This window comes from Streptomyces sp. NPDC057438, assembly GCF_042802995.1.
Taxonomy (GTDB): Bacteria; Actinomycetota; Actinomycetes; order Streptomycetales; family Streptomycetaceae; genus Streptomyces.
Genome location: NZ_JBHVDD010000133.1, coordinates 1 through 16,778 on the forward strand (window position 1 = coordinate 1; position 16,778 = coordinate 16,778).

11 protein-coding genes are annotated in these 16,778 nt (G+C 72.7%); 7 read left to right on the forward strand and 4 right to left on the reverse strand.

The window, feature by feature from the left end; genetic code table 11:
- Positions 1-141: 141 nt before the first annotated feature.
- Positions 142-3,285 (reverse strand): isoleucine--tRNA ligase, encoded by a 3,144-nt coding sequence (gene ileS, locus ACFU5F_RS39895; protein WP_383898260.1) that lies wholly within the window; start codon positions 3,283-3,285, stop codon positions 142-144.
- Positions 3,286-3,933: 648 nt separating this feature from the next.
- Here ileS and ACFU5F_RS39900 point away from each other — a divergent pair.
- The 5 genes from ACFU5F_RS39900 to ACFU5F_RS39920 all read left to right on the forward strand — a co-directional run bounded on the left by ACFU5F_RS39900 (position 3,934) and on the right by ACFU5F_RS39920 (position 8,671).
- The gene (locus ACFU5F_RS39900) at positions 3,934-4,800 is read left to right on the forward strand and encodes a TraR/DksA family transcriptional regulator (protein WP_383898262.1); all 867 of its coding nucleotides are present in this window, start codon (positions 3,934-3,936) and stop codon (positions 4,798-4,800) included.
- Between the two features lie 81 nt (positions 4,801-4,881).
- On the forward strand, positions 4,882-5,493 hold the full coding sequence (gene lspA, locus ACFU5F_RS39905; RefSeq protein WP_383898264.1) for a signal peptidase II: 612 nt from the start codon (positions 4,882-4,884) through the stop codon (positions 5,491-5,493).
- A gap of 75 nt (positions 5,494-5,568) precedes the next feature.
- On the forward strand, positions 5,569-6,513 hold the full coding sequence (locus ACFU5F_RS39910) for an RluA family pseudouridine synthase (RefSeq protein ID WP_383898266.1): 945 nt from the start codon (positions 5,569-5,571) through the stop codon (positions 6,511-6,513).
- On the forward strand, positions 6,510-7,022 hold the full coding sequence (locus ACFU5F_RS39915) for a GNAT family N-acetyltransferase (protein WP_383898268.1): 513 nt from the start codon (positions 6,510-6,512) through the stop codon (positions 7,020-7,022). Before ACFU5F_RS39910 ends, ACFU5F_RS39915 begins: the two co-directional genes overlap by 4 nt.
- 62 nt (positions 7,023-7,084) lie before the next feature.
- On the forward strand, positions 7,085-8,671 hold the full coding sequence (locus tag ACFU5F_RS39920) for a Na+/H+ antiporter (protein ID WP_383898269.1): 1,587 nt from the start codon (positions 7,085-7,087) through the stop codon (positions 8,669-8,671).
- Positions 8,672-8,875: 204 nt separating this feature from the next.
- Here the strand turns inward: ACFU5F_RS39920 and ACFU5F_RS39925 are convergent, their stop codons facing one another.
- Positions 8,876-10,000: a mechanosensitive ion channel family protein gene (locus ACFU5F_RS39925; RefSeq protein ID WP_383898270.1), complete on the reverse strand. Its 1,125-nt coding sequence runs from the start codon at positions 9,998-10,000 to the stop codon at positions 8,876-8,878.
- Positions 10,001-10,143: 143 nt separating this feature from the next.
- Here ACFU5F_RS39925 and ACFU5F_RS39930 point away from each other — a divergent pair, with 143 nt between their 5' ends.
- Positions 10,144-10,713 (forward strand): dienelactone hydrolase family protein, encoded by a 570-nt coding sequence (locus tag ACFU5F_RS39930; RefSeq protein WP_383898272.1) that lies wholly within the window; start codon positions 10,144-10,146, stop codon positions 10,711-10,713.
- A gap of 24 nt (positions 10,714-10,737) precedes the next feature.
- Here ACFU5F_RS39930 and ACFU5F_RS39935 read toward each other — a convergent pair whose 3' ends face one another.
- Both ACFU5F_RS39935 and ACFU5F_RS39940 read right to left on the reverse strand, forming a co-directional pair.
- On the reverse strand, positions 10,738-12,414 hold the full coding sequence (locus tag ACFU5F_RS39935) for an alkaline phosphatase D family protein (protein WP_383898274.1): 1,677 nt from the start codon (positions 12,412-12,414) through the stop codon (positions 10,738-10,740).
- Positions 12,415-12,587: 173 nt separating this feature from the next.
- Entirely contained in the window at positions 12,588-15,743 is a 3,156-nt protein-coding gene (locus tag ACFU5F_RS39940; RefSeq protein ID WP_383898276.1) for an AAA family ATPase, read from the reverse strand.
- A gap of 280 nt (positions 15,744-16,023) precedes the next feature.
- On the opposite strand from ACFU5F_RS39940, the gene ACFU5F_RS39945 reads away from it, so the two are divergent.
- Positions 16,024-16,656 carry a hypothetical protein gene (locus ACFU5F_RS39945; protein WP_383898278.1) on the forward strand — a complete coding sequence of 211 codons (633 nt, stop codon included), beginning with the start codon at positions 16,024-16,026 and terminating at the stop codon, positions 16,654-16,656.
- The last annotated feature ends 122 nt before the right edge of the window (positions 16,657-16,778 follow it).

Here is a 16,778-nt window from a genome sequence, read left to right on the forward strand (position 1 = left end):
CTTTTGCCGTACGCGGCCGGGAGCCCGGGGCCGTCCGTTCGGGCGGGGGCGCCGAGGTGCGGCGTACATGACGCCGAAGGCCCGGGGCACCGGAACCGATCCGATGCCCCGGGCCTTCCGGGTGCCTGGTGGAGCTGCCGGTCAGACCTTGCGCAGACGGAAGGTCAGCGTGAGGCCCTCGTCGGTGAAGGGCGAGCCGTACGCGCCGTCGGCCTCACCGCCGGCGAAGTCCGTGGCGAGGACCTCGTCGGCGATCAGCGGCGTGTGCTCGGTCAGGGCCGCGGTGACCGCCGGGTCCGTGGCCTTCCACCGCAGGGCGATACGGTCGGCGACGTCGAGGCCGCTGTTCTTGCGGGCCTCCTGGATCAGGCGGATCGCGTCACGGGCCAGGCCCGCTCGCCGCAGCTCCTCCGTGATCTCCAGGTCGAGGGCGACCGTGGCGCCCGAGTCGGAGGCCACCGACCAGCCCTCGCGCGGGGTCTCGGTGATGATGACCTCGTCGGGGGCGAGGGTGATGGTCTCGCCGTCGACCTCGACGGTCGCCGTGCCCTCGCGCAGCGCCAGGGACAGGGCGGCCGCGTCGGCGTTCGCCACGGCCTTGGCCACGTCCTGGACGCGCTTGCCGAAGCGCTTGCCGAGCGCGCGGAAGTTGGCCTTGGCGGTGGTGTCCACCAGGGAGCCGCCGACCTCGGAGAGCGAGGCCAGCGAGCTGACGTTCAGCTCCTCCGTGATCTGCGCGTGCAGTTCGGGGTCGAGGGAGTCGAAGCCCGTGGCGGCCACCAGGGCGCGGGAGAGGGGCTGGCGGGTCTTGACGCCCGACTCCGCGCGCGTGGCGCGGCCCAGCTCCACCAGGCGGCGGACCAGGACCATCTGCTTCGACAGCCCGGGGTCGATCGCGGAGAGGTCCGCCTCCGGCCAGGAGGCCAGGTGCACGGACTCGGGGGCGTCCGGGGAGACCGGCGCGATCAGGTCCTGCCAGACCCGCTCGGTGATGAACGGGGTCAGCGGGGCCATCAGCTTCGTGACCGTCTCGACGACCTCGTGCAGGGTGCGCAGCGCGGCCTTGTCGCCCTGCCAGAAGCGGCGGCGCGACCGGCGCACGTACCAGTTGGACAGGTCGTCGACGAACGCCGAGAGCAGCTTTCCGGCGCGCTGGGTGTCGTACGCCTCCAGGGCCCCGGTCACCTGGTCGGTGAGGGCGTGGAGCTCGGACAGCAGCCAGCGGTCCAGGACCGGGCGGTCGGCCGGGGCCGGGTCCGCGGCGCTGGGCGCCCAGTTCGACGTGCGGGCGTACAGCGCCTGGAAGGCGACCGTGTTCCAGTACGTGAGGAGCGTCTTGCGGACGACTTCCTGGATGGTGCCGTGGCCGACCCGGCGGGCCGCCCAGGGGGAGCCGCCGGCGGCCATGAACCAGCGGACGGCGTCGGCGCCGTGCTGGTCCATGAGCGGGATCGGCTGCAGGATGTTGCCCAGGTGCTTGGACATCTTGCGGCCGTCCTCGGCGAGGATGTGGCCGAGGCAGACGACGTTCTCGTAACTCGACTTGTCGAAGACCAGGGTGCCGACGGCCATCAGCGTGTAGAACCAGCCGCGGGTCTGGTCGATGGCCTCGCTGATGAACTGGGCCGGGTAGCGGGACTCGAAGAGTTCCTTGTTCTTGTACGGGTAGCCCCACTGCGCGAACGGCATCGAGCCCGAGTCGTACCAGGCGTCGATGACCTCCGGGACGCGCGTGGCCGTGCTGCCGCAGCCGTCCTGGGGGCAGGGGAAGGTGACCGCGTCGATGAACGGGCGGTGCGGGTCCAGCTCCGACTGGTCGGTGCCGGAGAGCCGGCTCAGCTCCTCGCGGGAGCCGACGCAGGTCAGGTGGTTGTCCTCGCAGCGCCAGATCGGCAGCGGGGTGCCCCAGTAGCGGCTGCGGGAGAGCGCCCAGTCGATGTTGTTGTTCAGCCAGTCGCCGAAGCGGCCGTGCTTGACCGAGTCGGGGAACCAGTTGGTCTTCTCGTTCTCCTGGAGGAGACGGTCCTTGACGGCGGTGGTGCGGATGTACCAGGACGGCTGCGCGTAGTAGAGGAGCGCGGTGTGGCAGCGCCAGCAGTGCGGGTAGCTGTGCTCGTACGGGATGTGCCGGAAGAGCAGGCCGCGCTGCTGGAGGTCCTCGGTGAGCTGTTCGTCCGCCTTCTTGAAGAAGACGCCGCCGACGAGGGGGACGTCCTCCTCGAAGGTGCCGTCGGGGCGGACCGGGTTCACCACGGGCAGGCCGTACGAGCGGCAGACCTTGAGGTCGTCCTCACCGAAGGCGGGGGACTGGTGGACGAGGCCCGTACCGTCCTCGGTCGTCACGTACTCGGCGTTCACGACGTAGTGGGCCTCGGCCGGGAACTCAACCAGCTCGAACGGACGTTGATAGGTCCAGCGCTCCATCTCGGTGCCGGTGAAGGTCTGGCCGGTGGTCTCCCAGCCCTCGCCGAGCGCCTTGGCGACGAGCGGCTCGGCGACGACGAGCTTCTCCGTGCCGTCCGTGGCGACCACGTAGGTCACCTCGGGGTGGGCGGCGACCGCGGTGTTGGACACCAGCGTCCACGGCGTGGTCGTCCACACCAGGAGCGCCGCCTCACCGGCGAGCGGACCGGAGGTGAGCGGGAAACGGACGTACACCGAGGGGTCGACGACCGTCTCGTAGCCCTGCGCCAGCTCGTGGTCCGACAGACCGGTGCCGCAGCGGGGGCACCAGGGGGCGACGCGGTGGTCCTGGACCAGCAGACCCTTGTTGAAGATCTCCTTGAGCGACCACCAGACGGACTCGACGTACTCCGGGTCCATGGTCCGGTAGGCGTCGTCGAGGTCGACCCAGTAGCCCATGCGGGTCGTCAGCTCGGCGAAGGCGTCGGTGTGCCGGGTCACCGAGTCGCGGCACCTGGCGTTGAACTCGGCGATGCCGTACGCCTCGATGTCCTTCTTGCCGTTGAAGCCGAGCTCCTTCTCGACCGCCAGCTCCACCGGGAGGCCGTGGCAGTCCCAGCCGGCCTTGCGGGCCACGTGGTAGCCGCGCATCGTGCGGAAGCGGGGGAAGACGTCCTTGAAGACGCGGGCCTCGATGTGGTGGGCGCCCGGCATGCCGTTGGCGGTGGGCGGGCCCTCGTAGAACACCCACTCGGGGCGGCCCTCGGACTGCTCCAGGCTCTTGGCGAAGATCTTCTGCTCGCGCCAGAAGTCGAGCACCGCGTGCTCGAGCGCGGGCAGATCGACCTGGGCGGGCACCTGGCGGTACGTCGGCTCTGTCATGAGCGGGCTTCCTCCAACGGACTTGCTGCCTTCCGTCGGAGGGACGAGAGCTTCGATCCTTCGTACGCCGTGTGCGGCGCGCTCCCGCGGTACCACCCTCCTTGGCTCCCCCGCGCGCCGTACGCGCCGGTGAGCCCCCTCATTGGGGTCGCGATACCGGGTCTACTCGCCGTGCCCCGTACACGACGGCAGGGGGTGCGGCTTTCTTCCGGCGGCTCCGGGGTGATCTTCGCATCGCGCTCGCCCCCGGGCTTCCACCGTCCCCGGGTCGCTCTGGGCTGCGTACGACGCTACTCGTCCCCATCCACGCTTCTCGCTGCGCCCAGTGTACGGCGCCGCACGGGCCGCGGCCGACCGGATTTCCGGGGCCGCCGCGGGGATGCGGCGGGGCTTCGGCCGGTTTCGCGGCCGGGGCGGCGGTGACCAGCGGGGTGACCCGAATGGAGCGGGCCGCGCGTCCGGATCCTGGGACGCCCGCCGGGGCGGAATACCCGGCGGGGAGCTGGGCACAACGCTTGCAGGCTCGTCGCGCGACGGTCGTGAGGTGGGAGAATCGGGTGGTCTGTCCCGTTGCCCGGGGGCTCTGGTCGATTTATCGTCCCAGCACGATTCGCGTGCAAGATCACCATATGTGAAGGGGCCGCGGCCATGGTGGCGAAGAAGACCGCCGTACAGCAGCCGGCGTCCGGCAGATCCACGGTGGCCTCCGGCGGCGGAGGCCAGGGCACGAAGGCCGCGGCGAAGAAGGCGGTGGGCAAGGAGACGGCGGCCGGGAAGACGGTCGCCGGGAGGACGGCCGTGAAGAAGGCCGTGACGAAAGCGGTGAAGAAGGCCACGGCCGGGAAGACGGTGGAGCCCGGCGGGACGGCGGCGGCCGGGGACACCGAGGCGGCCGGGAAGGCAGCGGCCTCCGGGAAGCCCGCGGTCGGGAAGAGCACGGCGAAGAGCGCGGCCAAGCGCCCCTCTGCGAAGAAGAGCACGGCAAGGAAAGCGGACGCGGCCGAGGCCGCCGAGACGACGGGAGCCACGACAGTGGTTGCGAAGAACACTCCTGGTACGGCTACGGCGGCGAAGAGGAAGCCCTCCGCCGTCCCCAAGGCGCGGCCTGCGGCGGTGGAGCCCGGCGAGCTGGCGGTACGGCCCGGTGAGGACCCCTGGAGCCCGGAGGAGGTCGACGAGGCCCGCACGGAGCTGCAGACCGAGGCCGCACGGCTGAGGGCCGAGCTGGAGGCATCTGAGCGGTCGCTCACCGGTCTGATGCGGGACTCGGGGGACGGCGCCGGCGACGACCAGGCCGACACCGGGGCGAAGAACATCACGCGCGAGCACGAGCTCTCGCTCGCCCACAACGCGCGCGAGATGCTCGACCAGACCGAGCGCGCCCTGGACCGGCTGGCCTCGGGCACGTACGGCCTCTGCGAGAACTGTGGCAATCCGATCGGAAAGGCGCGGATGCAGGCGTTCCCCCGGGCCACGCTCTGCGTGGAGTGCAAGCAGAAGCAGGAACGGCGGTAGCGATCGCGGCCTGAGCCCCTGGTCCGTGAGGGTCGTGTCGTACCTTTGTCCTCAGTCAGGAACCTAGGTTGAGGGACTCACGTGGCAGAGGCGGAGCGCATCATCGGTACGCCGGACATCCCAGACGCGGCGGGGGCGGACCCGGAGCAGTCCGACGGCGGGAACGGCGCCGCGGCGGAGCGGGGCGATGTCGCCGCCCGGCCGCGCGGCAAGCGCCGCATCGCCGTGCTGTTCGGGGTCGCCGCGCTGGCGTACGCGCTCGACCTGGTCAGCAAGATGATCGTGGTCGCCAGGCTGGAGCACCACGAGCCGATCGAGATCATCGGGGACTGGCTGAAGTTCGAGGCGATCCGCAACGCGGGTGCGGCCTTCGGCTTCGGTGAGGCCTTCACGATCATCTTCACGGTGATCGCGACGATCGTGATCGTGGTGATCGCCCGGCTCGCCCGCAAGCTCTACAGCCTGCCCTGGGCGATCGCGCTCGGCCTGCTGCTCGGCGGCGCGCTGGGCAACCTCACCGACCGGATCTTCCGGGCGCCGGGTGTCTTCGAGGGAGCGGTCGTCGACTTCATCGCGCCGAAGGGCTTCGCCGTGTTCAACCTCGCGGACTCGGCCATCGTGTGCGGCGGCATCCTGATCGTGCTGCTGTCGTTCCGGGGGCTCGACCCGGACGGGACCGTCCACAAGGGCTGAGTGCGTCCGGACCGTGCCGGGGAGTTGTCCACAGGCACGGTCGGGCGGCCCTCACCCGTCCGGCATACTCGACGGGTGAGCACGATTCCCGAGATCCGTACCCTGCCCGTGCCCGACGGCCTGGAGGGCGAGCGTGTCGACGCCGCCATCTCCCGCATGTTCGGCTTCTCCCGTACCAAGGCTGCCGAGCTCGCCGCCGCGGGGAAGGTCACGGTCGACGGGTCGGTGGTCGGCAAGTCGGAGCGGGTGCACGGCGGGGCCTGGATGGAGGTCGAGATGCCGCAGGCGCCCGCGCCGGTGCAGATCGTCGCCGAGCCGGTCGAGGGCATGGAGATCGTGCACGACGACGACGACGTCCTGGTGATCGTCAAGCCGGTCGGCGTGGCCGCGCACCCCAGCCCCGGCTGGTCCGGGCCGACCGTCATCGGCGGGCTCGCCGCCGCCGGGTACCGGATCTCGACGTCGGGCGCCGCCGAGCGCCAGGGCATCGTGCACCGGCTCGACGTGGGCACCTCGGGACTGATGACGGTCGCCAAGTCCGAGCGGGCGTACACCTCCCTGAAGCGCCAGTTCAAGGAGCGGACCGTCGACAAGCGGTACCACGCACTGGTCCAGGGGCACCCCGACCCGACGAGCGGCACCATCGACGCGCCCATCGGACGGCACCCCAACCACGACTACAAGTGGGCCGTCACCGCCGAGGGCAAGCCGTCGGTCACGCACTACGACCTGGTCGAGGCGTTCCGGGCCGCCTCCCTGCTCGACATCAAGCTGGAGACCGGCCGCACCCACCAGATCCGCGTCCACATGTCCGCCCACCGGCACCCCTGCGTGGGCGACCTCACGTACGGCGCCGACCCCACACTCGCCAAGCGGCTCGGCATCACCCGCCAGTGGCTGCACGCCGTCCGGCTCGGCTTCGAACACCCCGGGGACGGCGGCTGGGTCGAGTTCGAGAGCGACTACCCGGCGGATCTGCAGAAGGCCCTGGACAAGGTGCGTGAGGAGACGTACGCGTGAGTGCCGTGCCGGTGCCCGTGTCCTACGAGGTGCGCGTCGCCGACGGTCCCGGCGACCGCGAGGCGTGCTTCGCGGTGCGCAAGGCCGTCTTCGTCGTCGAGCAGGGGGTGCCGGAGGACCTGGAGTACGACGCGTACGACGCCGGGGCCGTGCACGTGCTCGCCGTCCGGGACGACGGGACGCCCCTCGGAGCCGGGCGGCTGCTGTACGGGGAGGCCGCCGCCGGGAAGACCGGCGGCGCTCCCGGAGTGGGGGCCCTCGGGCGGCTCGCGGTCCTGGCGGAGGCCCGGGGCCTGGGTGTCGGGGTCGCGCTGGTGCGGGCCGTCGAGGACGCGGCGCGCGAGCGGGGGCTGACCGCGGTCGACCTGGGGGCGCAGACCCACGCGCTCGGGTTCTACGAACGGCTGGGATACGCGGCGTACGGGGCGGAGTTCCTGGACGCCGGGATACCGCACCGGGCGATGCGACGGTCCATTTCGGCGTGCGACGGTGCGGGTGGGGCACCCTGAAGATCCGGCGTCGTGATCGCAGATCCGGCGTCCTGATCGTCTAGCACCGACGGAGCACCCCCATGGATCAGTTGGCCCTGTTCTTCGTCCTGCTGGTCGGAGCCGTGGTCAGCGTGCCGGTGGGGGAGCGGCTGAAGCTGCCCGCGCCGGTGCTGATGACGTTGCTGGGCATCGCGTTGGCCATACCCGGGTTCGTGCCCAATGTGCAGATCCCGCCGGAACTCATCCTGCCGCTGCTGTTGCCGCCGCTGCTGTACGCGGCGGTGCGGCGGACCTCCTGGCGGCAGTTCACGGCGAACCTGCGGCCGATCTTCCTGCTGGCCGTGGCGCTGGTGTTCGTGACTACCGCCGCGGTGGCCGCCGTGGCGCACTCGATCGTGCCGGGCCTGCCGATCGCGGCGGCCCTCGCGCTCGGCGCGCTCGTCGCACCGCCCGACCCGGTGGCGGCGACGGCCGTGGCGGGACAGCTCGGGCTGCCGCGCCGGCTGGTGTCGATCCTGGAGGGCGAGGGTCTCTTCAACGACGTCACGGCCATCGTGCTCTACCACGTGGCCATCGCCGCGGCCGTCAGCGGATCCTTCTCCTGGCCCCACGCCGCGCTCCAGCTCGTGCTGTCGGGGGTCGTCGCCGTCGCCGTGGGGATCGGGCTCGGCTGGGCCGCCAACAAGCTGATGGACTTCCTGGAGGACGCGACGCTGCAGATCGGGCTGACCCTGCTCGTGCCGTACGCCTCGTACGTGACGGCCGAGGAACTGCACGGGTCCGGGGTGCTCGCGGTGCTCACGACCGCGCTGTTCCTCGCGGAGTACGCGCTCGGGGCGGACGACGTCCTGACGCGGCTCGCCGGGCACACCGTCTGGGACGTCGTGGACACCCTCGTCACCGGGGTCGCCTTCGGGCTGATCGGGCTGGAGCTGCACAACGCGATCCGTACGGCGTCCGGGCGGTGGCAGGAGATGCTCGGCTGGGCGGCGGCCGTCGTGGTCGTCGTCGTGCTCGTCCGGCTGGCCTGGCTGCTGCCGGCCACGTGGCTGGCGCGGCGGCTGCACGCGAAACGGGACTACGACGAGGAGATCCCCGTGTCGTGGCGCGAGACCGTGGTGATGTGGTGGTCGGGGATGCGGGGGGTGGCGTCCGTGGCGCTGGCGCTCGCGATTCCGCTGGAGACCGAGAGCGGTGCGCCGTTCCCCGACCGGGACGAGATCGTGTTCATCGCGTTCGGGGTGATCATGGCGACGCTGGTGCTGCAGGGGCTCACCCTGCCGTGGCTGGTGCGGCGGCTGGGGGTGCGGGCGGACGAGGGGGCCGAGAAGGAGTTCGAGAAGGCGCTGGCCGTGCGGGCGGCGAAGGCGGCGAAGCGGCGGCTGAAGGAGATCGAGGAGACGGAGGAGCTGCCGGAGGAGATGTCCGAGCGGTTGCTGCGGCGGGCCTTCGAGATCGGGGTGCGGATCAGTCCGGAGGTGGGGGAGGACGAGCGGCGGGAGGGGCACGAGCAGCGGGTGCGGCGGCTTCGGCGGATGCGGCGGATCCAGGGGGAGATGCTGAGCGCGGCCCGGCACGAGGTGCTGGCCGCGCGGAGCGAGCCGGGGGCGAATCCCGAGGTGGTGGACCGGGTGCTCCGGCATCTGGATGTGCGCAGTCTGCGGTGAGCTGCCGGGCACCGGTGGGTGAGAGCACCCGCCGCCGGATCTCCCGCCCGCGCACCGCCCGTTGTTCCTCGCCGGGGGGCGTCCGGGTCCGATGAGTTCCGTCGGCGTCTGTCTCACCGTTCGTCCCCGGACGGACGGATACGCACGCGGCCGCGGGCTCGGTGTTCGGTCGGCCGAGCCCGCGGCCGGGGCGTTCTCTGTGTCCTATCCCCTGCCCGTCGACCTCGGCGGCTCGTGGACGCGGCTGCGGGGCAGGCGCGGGACGCGGCCGTCGGCATGGCCGTTCGGATGGCCCGGGGGGAGGACCGCGTCGGTCGTGTTGACGCGGGGGAGGGCGTACGGGTGGGTCTCGGTGAGCCAGTGGATGAGCTGTTCACGGACGGTGACGCGGACGGTCCACAGGTCGTCCGGGTCCTTGGCGGTGACCAGGGCGCGGACCTCCATGGTGGAGGGGGTCGCGTCCGTGACGGTCAGGTCGTAGTGACGGCCGTCCCACGCGGGGCAGGAACGCAGGATGTCGCGGAGCCGGTCGCGCATCGCGGGCAGCGGCGCGGCGTGGTCGAGGTGGAGGAAGACCGTGCCGGTCATCTGGGCGCCGCCGCGGGACCAGTTCTCGAAGGGCTTCGAGGTGAAGTACGACACCGGCATCGTGATGCGGCGCTCGTCCCACGTGCGGACCGTCAGGAAGGTGAGGGTGATCTCGTCGACCGTGCCCCACTCGTCCTCCACCACGACCACGTCACCGAGGCGGACCATGTCGCCGAAGGCGATCTGCAGCCCGGCGAAGAGGTTGCTCAGCGTGGACTGCGCGGCGATACCGGCGACGATGCCGAGCAGCCCGGCCGAGGCCAGCAGCGAGGCGCCGGCCGCGCGCATCGCCGGGAAGGTCAGCAGCATCGCGGCCGCGGCGACCACACCGACGATCGCCGCGACCACCCGCATGATCAGCGTCACCTGGGTGCGCACCCGGCGTACCCGGGCGGCGTCGCGGTGGACGCGGGCGTAACGGCTGTACGTCGTCTCCACTATCGCCGCCGCGATGCGGATCACCAGCCAGGCCGTCGAACCGATCAGCACCAGCGTCAGGGTGCGGCCGACGGCGGTCCGGTGCTGCTCCAGCAGTTGCGCCTCGTCGTACGTCGCTCTGAGGAAGGCCGCGCACAGGACCAGCTGGTAGGGGATGCGGCCGCGGCGCAGCAGGCCCCACAGAGGTGTCTCGTGGTGCCGCTGGTCCGCTTTGCGCAGCAGCAGGTCGGTCGTCCAGCCGATGAGCAGCGTGAGGACGACCGAGCCACCGATGACGATCAATGGACGGAGTAGATTCTCCATGCCTTCGAACGTAACCGGCCTCGCGGGGTCATGAACATGTGACTTCCGACGCCCTCGGGGTACGGGCGCCGGGGCCGGCCCGCGGAACGGCCGACGGACCGGCCCGCGGACCGGGTGTCCGGCCCGGCTGGCACGATGGCCCCATGAACATCGTGCTCTTCCACTCGACCTACGGATTGCGGCCCGCGGTGCGCGAGGCCGCGGACCGGCTGCGCGCCGCCGGACACGAGGTGTGGACCCCCGACCTCTTCGCCGGCCGGACGTTCGACACGGTCGAGGACGGCATGGCCTTCAACGAGGGGCTGGGCAGGGAGGAGCTTCTCAAGCGGGCGGTCCTGGCCGCCGCGCCCTACTCGGAGCGCGGGCTCGTCTACGCCGGGTTCTCGCTGGGCGCCGCGACCGCCCAGACCCTGGCCCTGGGCGACAAGAACGCGCGCGGACTGCTGCTCCTGCACGGCACCTCGGACATCGCGGCCACCGCGACCGTGGACGACCTGCCCGTCCAGCTGCACGTCGCCGAGCCCGACCCCTTCGAGCCGGACGACTGGCTGAGCGCCTGGTACCTCCAGATGCGCAGGGCCGGCGCCGACGTCGAGGTCTACCGATACGCCGGGGCCGGCCATCTCTACACCGACCCCGAGCTGCCGGACTACGACGAGGAGGCCGCCGAGGCCACCTGGCGGGTGGCGCTCGGCTTCCTCGAGACCCTCTAGCTCCGCGGCCCCGGTCCCCGCGCTCTACACGGGGTCGTACGTCCGCTCCACCTTCTGCGTCCCGCTCCGGGTCCGGTACGAGCGCGCCCAGGACGACGTCGCGTCGGCCTTCGTACGGTCGGACAGGACGTAGAAGTCCATCTGCGCCCGTGCGGCGGTGATGTCCAGGACCCCGTAGCCGTGCCGGTCGGTGTCGACCCAGTGCACGTGCCGGTTCGCGGCGCGGATCAGCGGGGAGGCCACCGCGGAGACGGTGCCCTCGGGGACCTTGACGAGGTCGTCGAGGTTGTCGGAGGTGACCGAGGTGACGACGAACTCGGTGGCCGCGGAGGCCGACAAGGGGTACGTCCCCGCGTTGACGGGCACGTCGTTGGCCCAGGCCATGTGGATGTCGCCGGTGAGGAAGACCGTGTTGCGGATCGCGTTCTGCCGCAGGTGGGCGAGGAGTTCACGGCGGTCGTCGGTGTAGCCGTCCCACTGGTCGGGGTTGAGGGCGAGGCCCTCCTTCGGCAGACCGAGCAGCTCCGCGAGGGGCTCGAAGAGGTCCGCCGTGAGGTTGCCGAGGGCGAACGGCGCGATCATCACCGAGTTGCCGACGAGCCGCCACGTCGTGTCGGACGACTTCAGCCCGGTCTTCAGCCAGTCGAGCTGGGCCCGGCCGGTCAGCGTGCGGTCGGGGTCGTCGACCTCGCCGTCGCCCACGCCCACCTGCTGCGAGCGGAACGACCGCAGGTCCAGCAGCGAGAGATCGGCGAGCTTGCCGAAGCGCAGGCGGCGGTAGGTGGTGCCCGCGACGGCCGGGCGCACCGGCATCCACTCGAAGTACGCCTGCTTGGCCGCCGCCTGCCGGGCCGCCCAGGCACCCTCCGCGCCCTCGGTGTGGTTCTCGGCGCCGCCCGACCACGCGTCGTTGGCGATCTCGTGATCGTCCCAGATGGCGACGACCGGCGCGGCCGCGTGCAGGGCCTGCAGGTCCGGGTCGGTCTTGTAACGGCCGTGCCGGATGCGGTAGTCGGCGAGGGAGAGGATCTCGTGGGCCGGCGCGTGCGGCCGTACGACCTTGCCGCGCGTGGCGTACTCGCCGGTGCCGTACTCGTAGATGTAGTCGCCGAGGTGCAGCCAGGCGTCCAGGTCGCCGCGCGCGGCCAGGTGGCGGTAGGCGGAGAAGTGGCCGCCCTCCCAGTTGGCGCAGGAGACCACGCCGAAGCGCAGGTTGGCGGTGGCGGCCTCGGTGGCCGGGGCGGTGCGGGTGCGGGCGGCGGGCGAGTCGGTGCCGCCGGCCGAGAAGCGGAACCAGTGGTCCGTGGCGGGCGCGAGACCGCGTACGTCGGCCTTGACGGTGTGGTCGGAGGCGGCGGTCGCGGTCGTCGACCCCTTGGCGACGATGTTCGTGAACGCCTTGTCCAGGGCGACGGTCCAGCCGACCTCGATGTCCGGGCCGAGACCGGAGCCGGGTGTCGCGGCGGCGGTGGGCGTCACCCGGGTCCACAGCAGGACACCGTCGGGCAGCGGGTCACCGGAGGCGACGCCGTGCAGGAAGGCGGGGGACTCCGCCGCGTGGGCCGGTACGGCGGCGGCGAGCGGCGCGGCGAGAACGGCCCCGGCGGCGGCCGCCTTGACGACCGTACGGCGGCTCGGGGCGGCCGAACGCACGGGCCGGGCGGGGGAGTCGGGGCTGGAGTGAGATCTGCGACTGGTCACGGCCGATGAGATTACTGATCGGTAGGGCCGGGGGTAAGACAGAAGTCCGAATTCCGTGCGAAGTTCGGGCGATTGTTCGCTGCACGTCGGGTGAGGAGAGGGCGGGCGGCGAGGGGAGGCGGGAGGCGGTGGTCCGGCTGAAGTGCCGTCAGACTCCCGCCGCGGCGCGTCGGTCACCCCTCGTCGGCGTACTTCCTGGCCAGGGCGATCAGGGCGGCGCGGTCGGGGCGGCCGGTGCGGTCCCGGAGGCTGGCGAGATGCTTCTCGACGGTGCGGGGGGAGAGGAACAGGTGCTCGGCGATCTCCTGGTTGCCGAGCCGGGCGCCCAGCAGGCGCAGGACCTCGTACTCCCGCGCGGTCACCCCCGCACGCCTGAGCTCTCCCGGGATGGCGTCGTGGCCCTGGCGGCGGCGGGGCACGGGCGAGCCGGACTCGCGCAGCAGTGCCCGGCACGCGGCGGACACGCGCGTCGTACCCCGCTCGTGGAAGAACTGCTCGGCGGTGCGCAGCCATGCGACGGGCCGGCCCCAGCCGTCGGCGAGCGCGGCCTCGGCTCCCAGCCGCAGACACAGGTGCGCGGCCAGGGGGACCGAGGCCGTCCCGGTCAGCGCCTCCTCGGCCGCCTTTGCGGCCTCGGCGGCGCGGCCCTCGCGGCCCAGCAGCACGGCGCGGGACCAGCCGGCGAAGGGGCGGTCCCACTGGACCTGGGCGAGTCGTTCGGCGCCGGGGCCGTCCAGTTCGTCCCAGTCGGCCGCGCCGCGCAGGGTGCGCAACAGGAGGTACGGGCCGAGGAAGCCGGTGACGCCGCCGGTACTGGGCAGTGCGCGCATGACGTCGTCCGCCTGTGTGAACTCGGCCAGCGCGCGGTCGGGTTCCTCGCGCAGCAGGGAGCAGATGCCCTGTGCCCAGCCCCACACGGAGGTGTCGGCGTAGCCCCAGAGGGCCCCGGCGCCGCGCCCGGCGAGTGTGCGCCGCAGGGTGCGCAGCGTGGCGTCGAGCTTCTCCCGCTCGCCGAGCGAGGCGGCGATGATGCCGTCGACGCCCGCACCGATCAGTTCCACCTCGCGCAGCCGGAGTCTGCGGGCCGTCGCCTGGAGCCGACGCGCGGACTCCGTCGCCCGGTCGTGTTCGTCGCGCAGGATGTGGGCGAGCGTCAGATGCATGTCCGCCCAGGCCGTCATGAGGACCGCGCCGGTGTCCTCGGCGGCTCCCCGCGCGGCGAGCAGCCGGTCCGTGCCGGTGAACCGGACACGGTCGAGCACGCCCAGTTCCAGCAGGCCGCGGATCCGCCACACCGGCAGCGCGTGGGCCTCGGCGGTGGCGACCAGCCGGGCGAAGGCGTCCTCCGCCGCGTCGAGGTCCCGCGGCCGCAGGCAGTAGCCGAGCATGTTCAGCGCCTTGCACGCCACCTCCGGCAGCCCCACCTCCTCGGCGGTCGCGACGGCGCCCTCGGCGAGGGCGCGGGCGCTCTCCAGCCGGTCCGGGCGCTGCGAGTTGAGCACCAGGTGGGCGGCGACCGCGTCCAGGGCCGCGCGGGCCGCCGGGTCGGGCGTGTCACCGAGCAGGTCCCGCGCCTGCCGTACGGCGGTCAGGCCCTCCTCCCACTGCTGTGCGGTCGCGGCGGCCCGCGCCCGGGCCAGAAAGCCCGCCGCCCGGCGCGTGGCCGGGGCGCCCCACACCGTCAGGACGCGGTCCAGCCGGTCCCCGAGTTCGGGCACGCGCCGTACGTCACCGGTGAGGATCAGGGTGTCGAGCAGTTCCTCCAGCAGCCGGGCCACGGCCTCGGGCGGCGCGTCCGGCGTGCCGGCGGTCAGCTCCAGACCCCGGTCGAGGAGTTCGACGGCGGTCAGCAGCGCGCCGCGCGCGACCGCCTGCCGCCCGGCCCGGACGAGGAGCACGGCCGCCCGCGCCGGCCGCCCGCCGGCCACGCACAGCTCGGCGGCGAGCCGGTACAGGTCGTCGCCGGCGTCCGCGCCGGGGGACGGGCGCGGGTCGCCCGGACCGGAGGGCAGGGCGGGGGGCGGGGCAGGTCGAGGCGGCGCGACGGGCGTGTCGGGGTACGTCCCGCTCGGCGTACCCGGGCGTGTCGGACCGGCCCCGTCGGTGATCGTCCCGGCGAGGCCCGTTCCGGCGGGACGCGCCCCGTCGTGGTGCGGCCCGGGGTGATCCGCGCCCTTCGCCGCCTCGATCGCGTCCGCGGCCGCCAGGCACAGGGCCGCGCGTTCCGGAGGGAGGAGGCGCCGGGTGATGGCATCGGCGGTGAGGGCGTGACGGAAGGTGTGCCAGCCGGGGTCCGAGGCGCCGGTGGCGCCCGAGACGAGGTGGGCACGGGCCGCGTGGCGGAGTTGGGTGAGGGCGGTGGCGTGATCCAGGCCCGCGGCGCGGGCGGCGATGTCGACGGGGAAACGTCTGCCGAGGACCGCCGCCGCCTCCAGCAGGGCGATGCCTGCCGGGGGCAGCTGGTCCACGCGCTGCAGGACGGCGGCGGCGACGGTGTCGGGCACCCCGGCGTCCAGCGAGCCCGCCACCGTCCAGCGGGAGCCCTCGTCCTGGACGAGACCGCCGCCGTCGACCATGGCCCGCAGCAGCTCCTCCACCACGAAGGGGACGCCTTCGGAAACGGTGTGCAGCCGGTCCAGCACCGCCGCCGGGACGTCCTCGGCGGTGTCGTGGCCCAGGCACCGGGCGGCCAGCTCGGCGGTGCCGGCCGGTCCCAGGCGGGCGAGGCGGACCGTGCGGGCCGTACGACGGGACGCGGCGGTCTCGGCGAGATCGAGCGCCGGGCCGGACGCGCCGCGCAGGGTGGCCAGCAGGACGGCCCGCTGACCGGTGAGGTTGTCCGTCAGGTAGTCGATGACGGCGAGCGTGTCGGCGTCCGCGTCGTGCAGATCCTCCAGCACCAGGACACAGCCGCCGTTCCGGCCGAGGACGTGCAGGAGCCGGAGCACCGCCTCGGCGTAGCCGACGAGGGGTGCGCCGTCCTGCGGTGCCGACCCGCACAGGCGCGACAGCAGCGGCTCGTAGAGGCCGAGGTCCCCCTCCGAGGGCGCAGCCTCGCCCCGTAAACCCGAGAACACCGCCTCCGCCAGCGGACGCAGGGGCACCGCGCGCCCGGCGGACGCGGCGCGCCCGCGCAGGACCCGAGCCCCGGCACCCGCGGCGGCCGACGCGGCGTCCTCGACGAGCCGGGACTTGCCGATGCCGGGTTCGCCCAGCACGAACACCGACGATCCCCGCCCGTCCCGGGCCGCCCGGACGGCGGCCGCCAGAAGATCCCGCTCGGCACCCCTGCCGACCAGCGTGGGCGACGACAGCGAGGAGAAGGACATGAACGACAACTGCAGGCCCCCTGCGCCCTGTCGGGATGGTCGTGGCCACCCTCGTATGCCCGCGTACGCGCCCCCCGCCGGGCACTCCTCGAAAGCGTCTTCGAGGCGCGTACAGGGTAGCCCCCACTGCCGCGGGGGTCGCACCACTACATGGGGGATCTTCCCCGATATCAGGGGGCCCGGCGTCCGGCATGCTGCTGATCGGCAGGGCAGGGGGGACAGGGCATGACCCGGGGGGACATGCCCTGCCTGCCTCTTTTCTTTCGGCAGGGAGGTCGTCATGCAGCGTGCCCGGATCTGGGTCGCCGCGGGAGTACTGGGCGCGGTCCTGTGCGGGTGTTCGTCACCCGCCGAGACCACCGGGGCCGGGAGCGGCGGCGGATCGTCGTCGGGCGGGGCCGCCGCGGACGCGCCGGAGGTTCCGGTGACGACCCAGGACCTGGAGCGGGTCTGCGCCGACAACCTCGGCTTCAAGGGGCTGCCTGCCTACGACCGCGGCAAGAAGACCGTGCACCCGGCACAGCTCATGAACAGCACCGGCGACGGCTGGACGAGCAGTGTGCCCGTCGACGGCGACTTCCCCAAGGGCTGGTTCCTCGACTACGAGGACAAGGTGGAGAAGGCGGAGCTGGTCGTCTGCGTCGAGCGCACCAAGGCCACCGCGACCGGCAAGGTCTGCGACATGGAGGCCGACGGCAAGCCGCTGAAGATCCGTACGTACAACACCTCCTACCGGGTGCGGGTCGTCGAGGCCCGCACGGGCAAGGAGCAGTTCGGGTACAAGGGCGAGGCCGAGTCCGACGAGTGTCCGGCCTACATCTTCACCTCGGACGACGAGGACGCCGACAAGTACTACAACGAGGTCCGTCCCGAGGACTACCGCAAGCGGGTCAAGCCGTACATCGCGCCGTAGGTGCCGTGGCTGCCGTGGCTGCCGTGGTGCCGCAGCCGCCCTGGCTGTTGTGGCCGCTGCCGCCGCTGGGCCGCTGTCGCCGCTGCCGTCGGGCGGGCGCCCCCGGAGCCGGACTCCGGGGG

Excerpts from the sequence above, each read along its gene's own strand:
- ileS (WP_383898260.1), bottom strand. The coding sequence starts at position 3,285 with ATGACAGAGCCGACGTACCGCCAGGTGCCCGCCCAGGTCGATCTGCCC.
- ACFU5F_RS39900 (WP_383898262.1), top strand. The coding sequence starts at position 3,934 with ATGGTGGCGAAGAAGACCGCCGTACAGCAGCCGGCGTCCGGCAGATCC.
- ACFU5F_RS39920 (WP_383898269.1), top strand. The coding sequence starts at position 7,085 with ATGGATCAGTTGGCCCTGTTCTTCGTCCTGCTGGTCGGAGCCGTGGTC.
- ACFU5F_RS39925 (WP_383898270.1), bottom strand. The coding sequence starts at position 10,000 with ATGGAGAATCTACTCCGTCCATTGATCGTCATCGGTGGCTCGGTCGTC.
- ACFU5F_RS39930 (WP_383898272.1), top strand. The coding sequence starts at position 10,144 with ATGAACATCGTGCTCTTCCACTCGACCTACGGATTGCGGCCCGCGGTG.
- ACFU5F_RS39940 (WP_383898276.1), bottom strand. The coding sequence starts at position 15,743 with ATGTCCTTCTCCTCGCTGTCGTCGCCCACGCTGGTCGGCAGGGGTGCC.
- ACFU5F_RS39945 (WP_383898278.1), top strand. The coding sequence starts at position 16,024 with ATGCAGCGTGCCCGGATCTGGGTCGCCGCGGGAGTACTGGGCGCGGTC.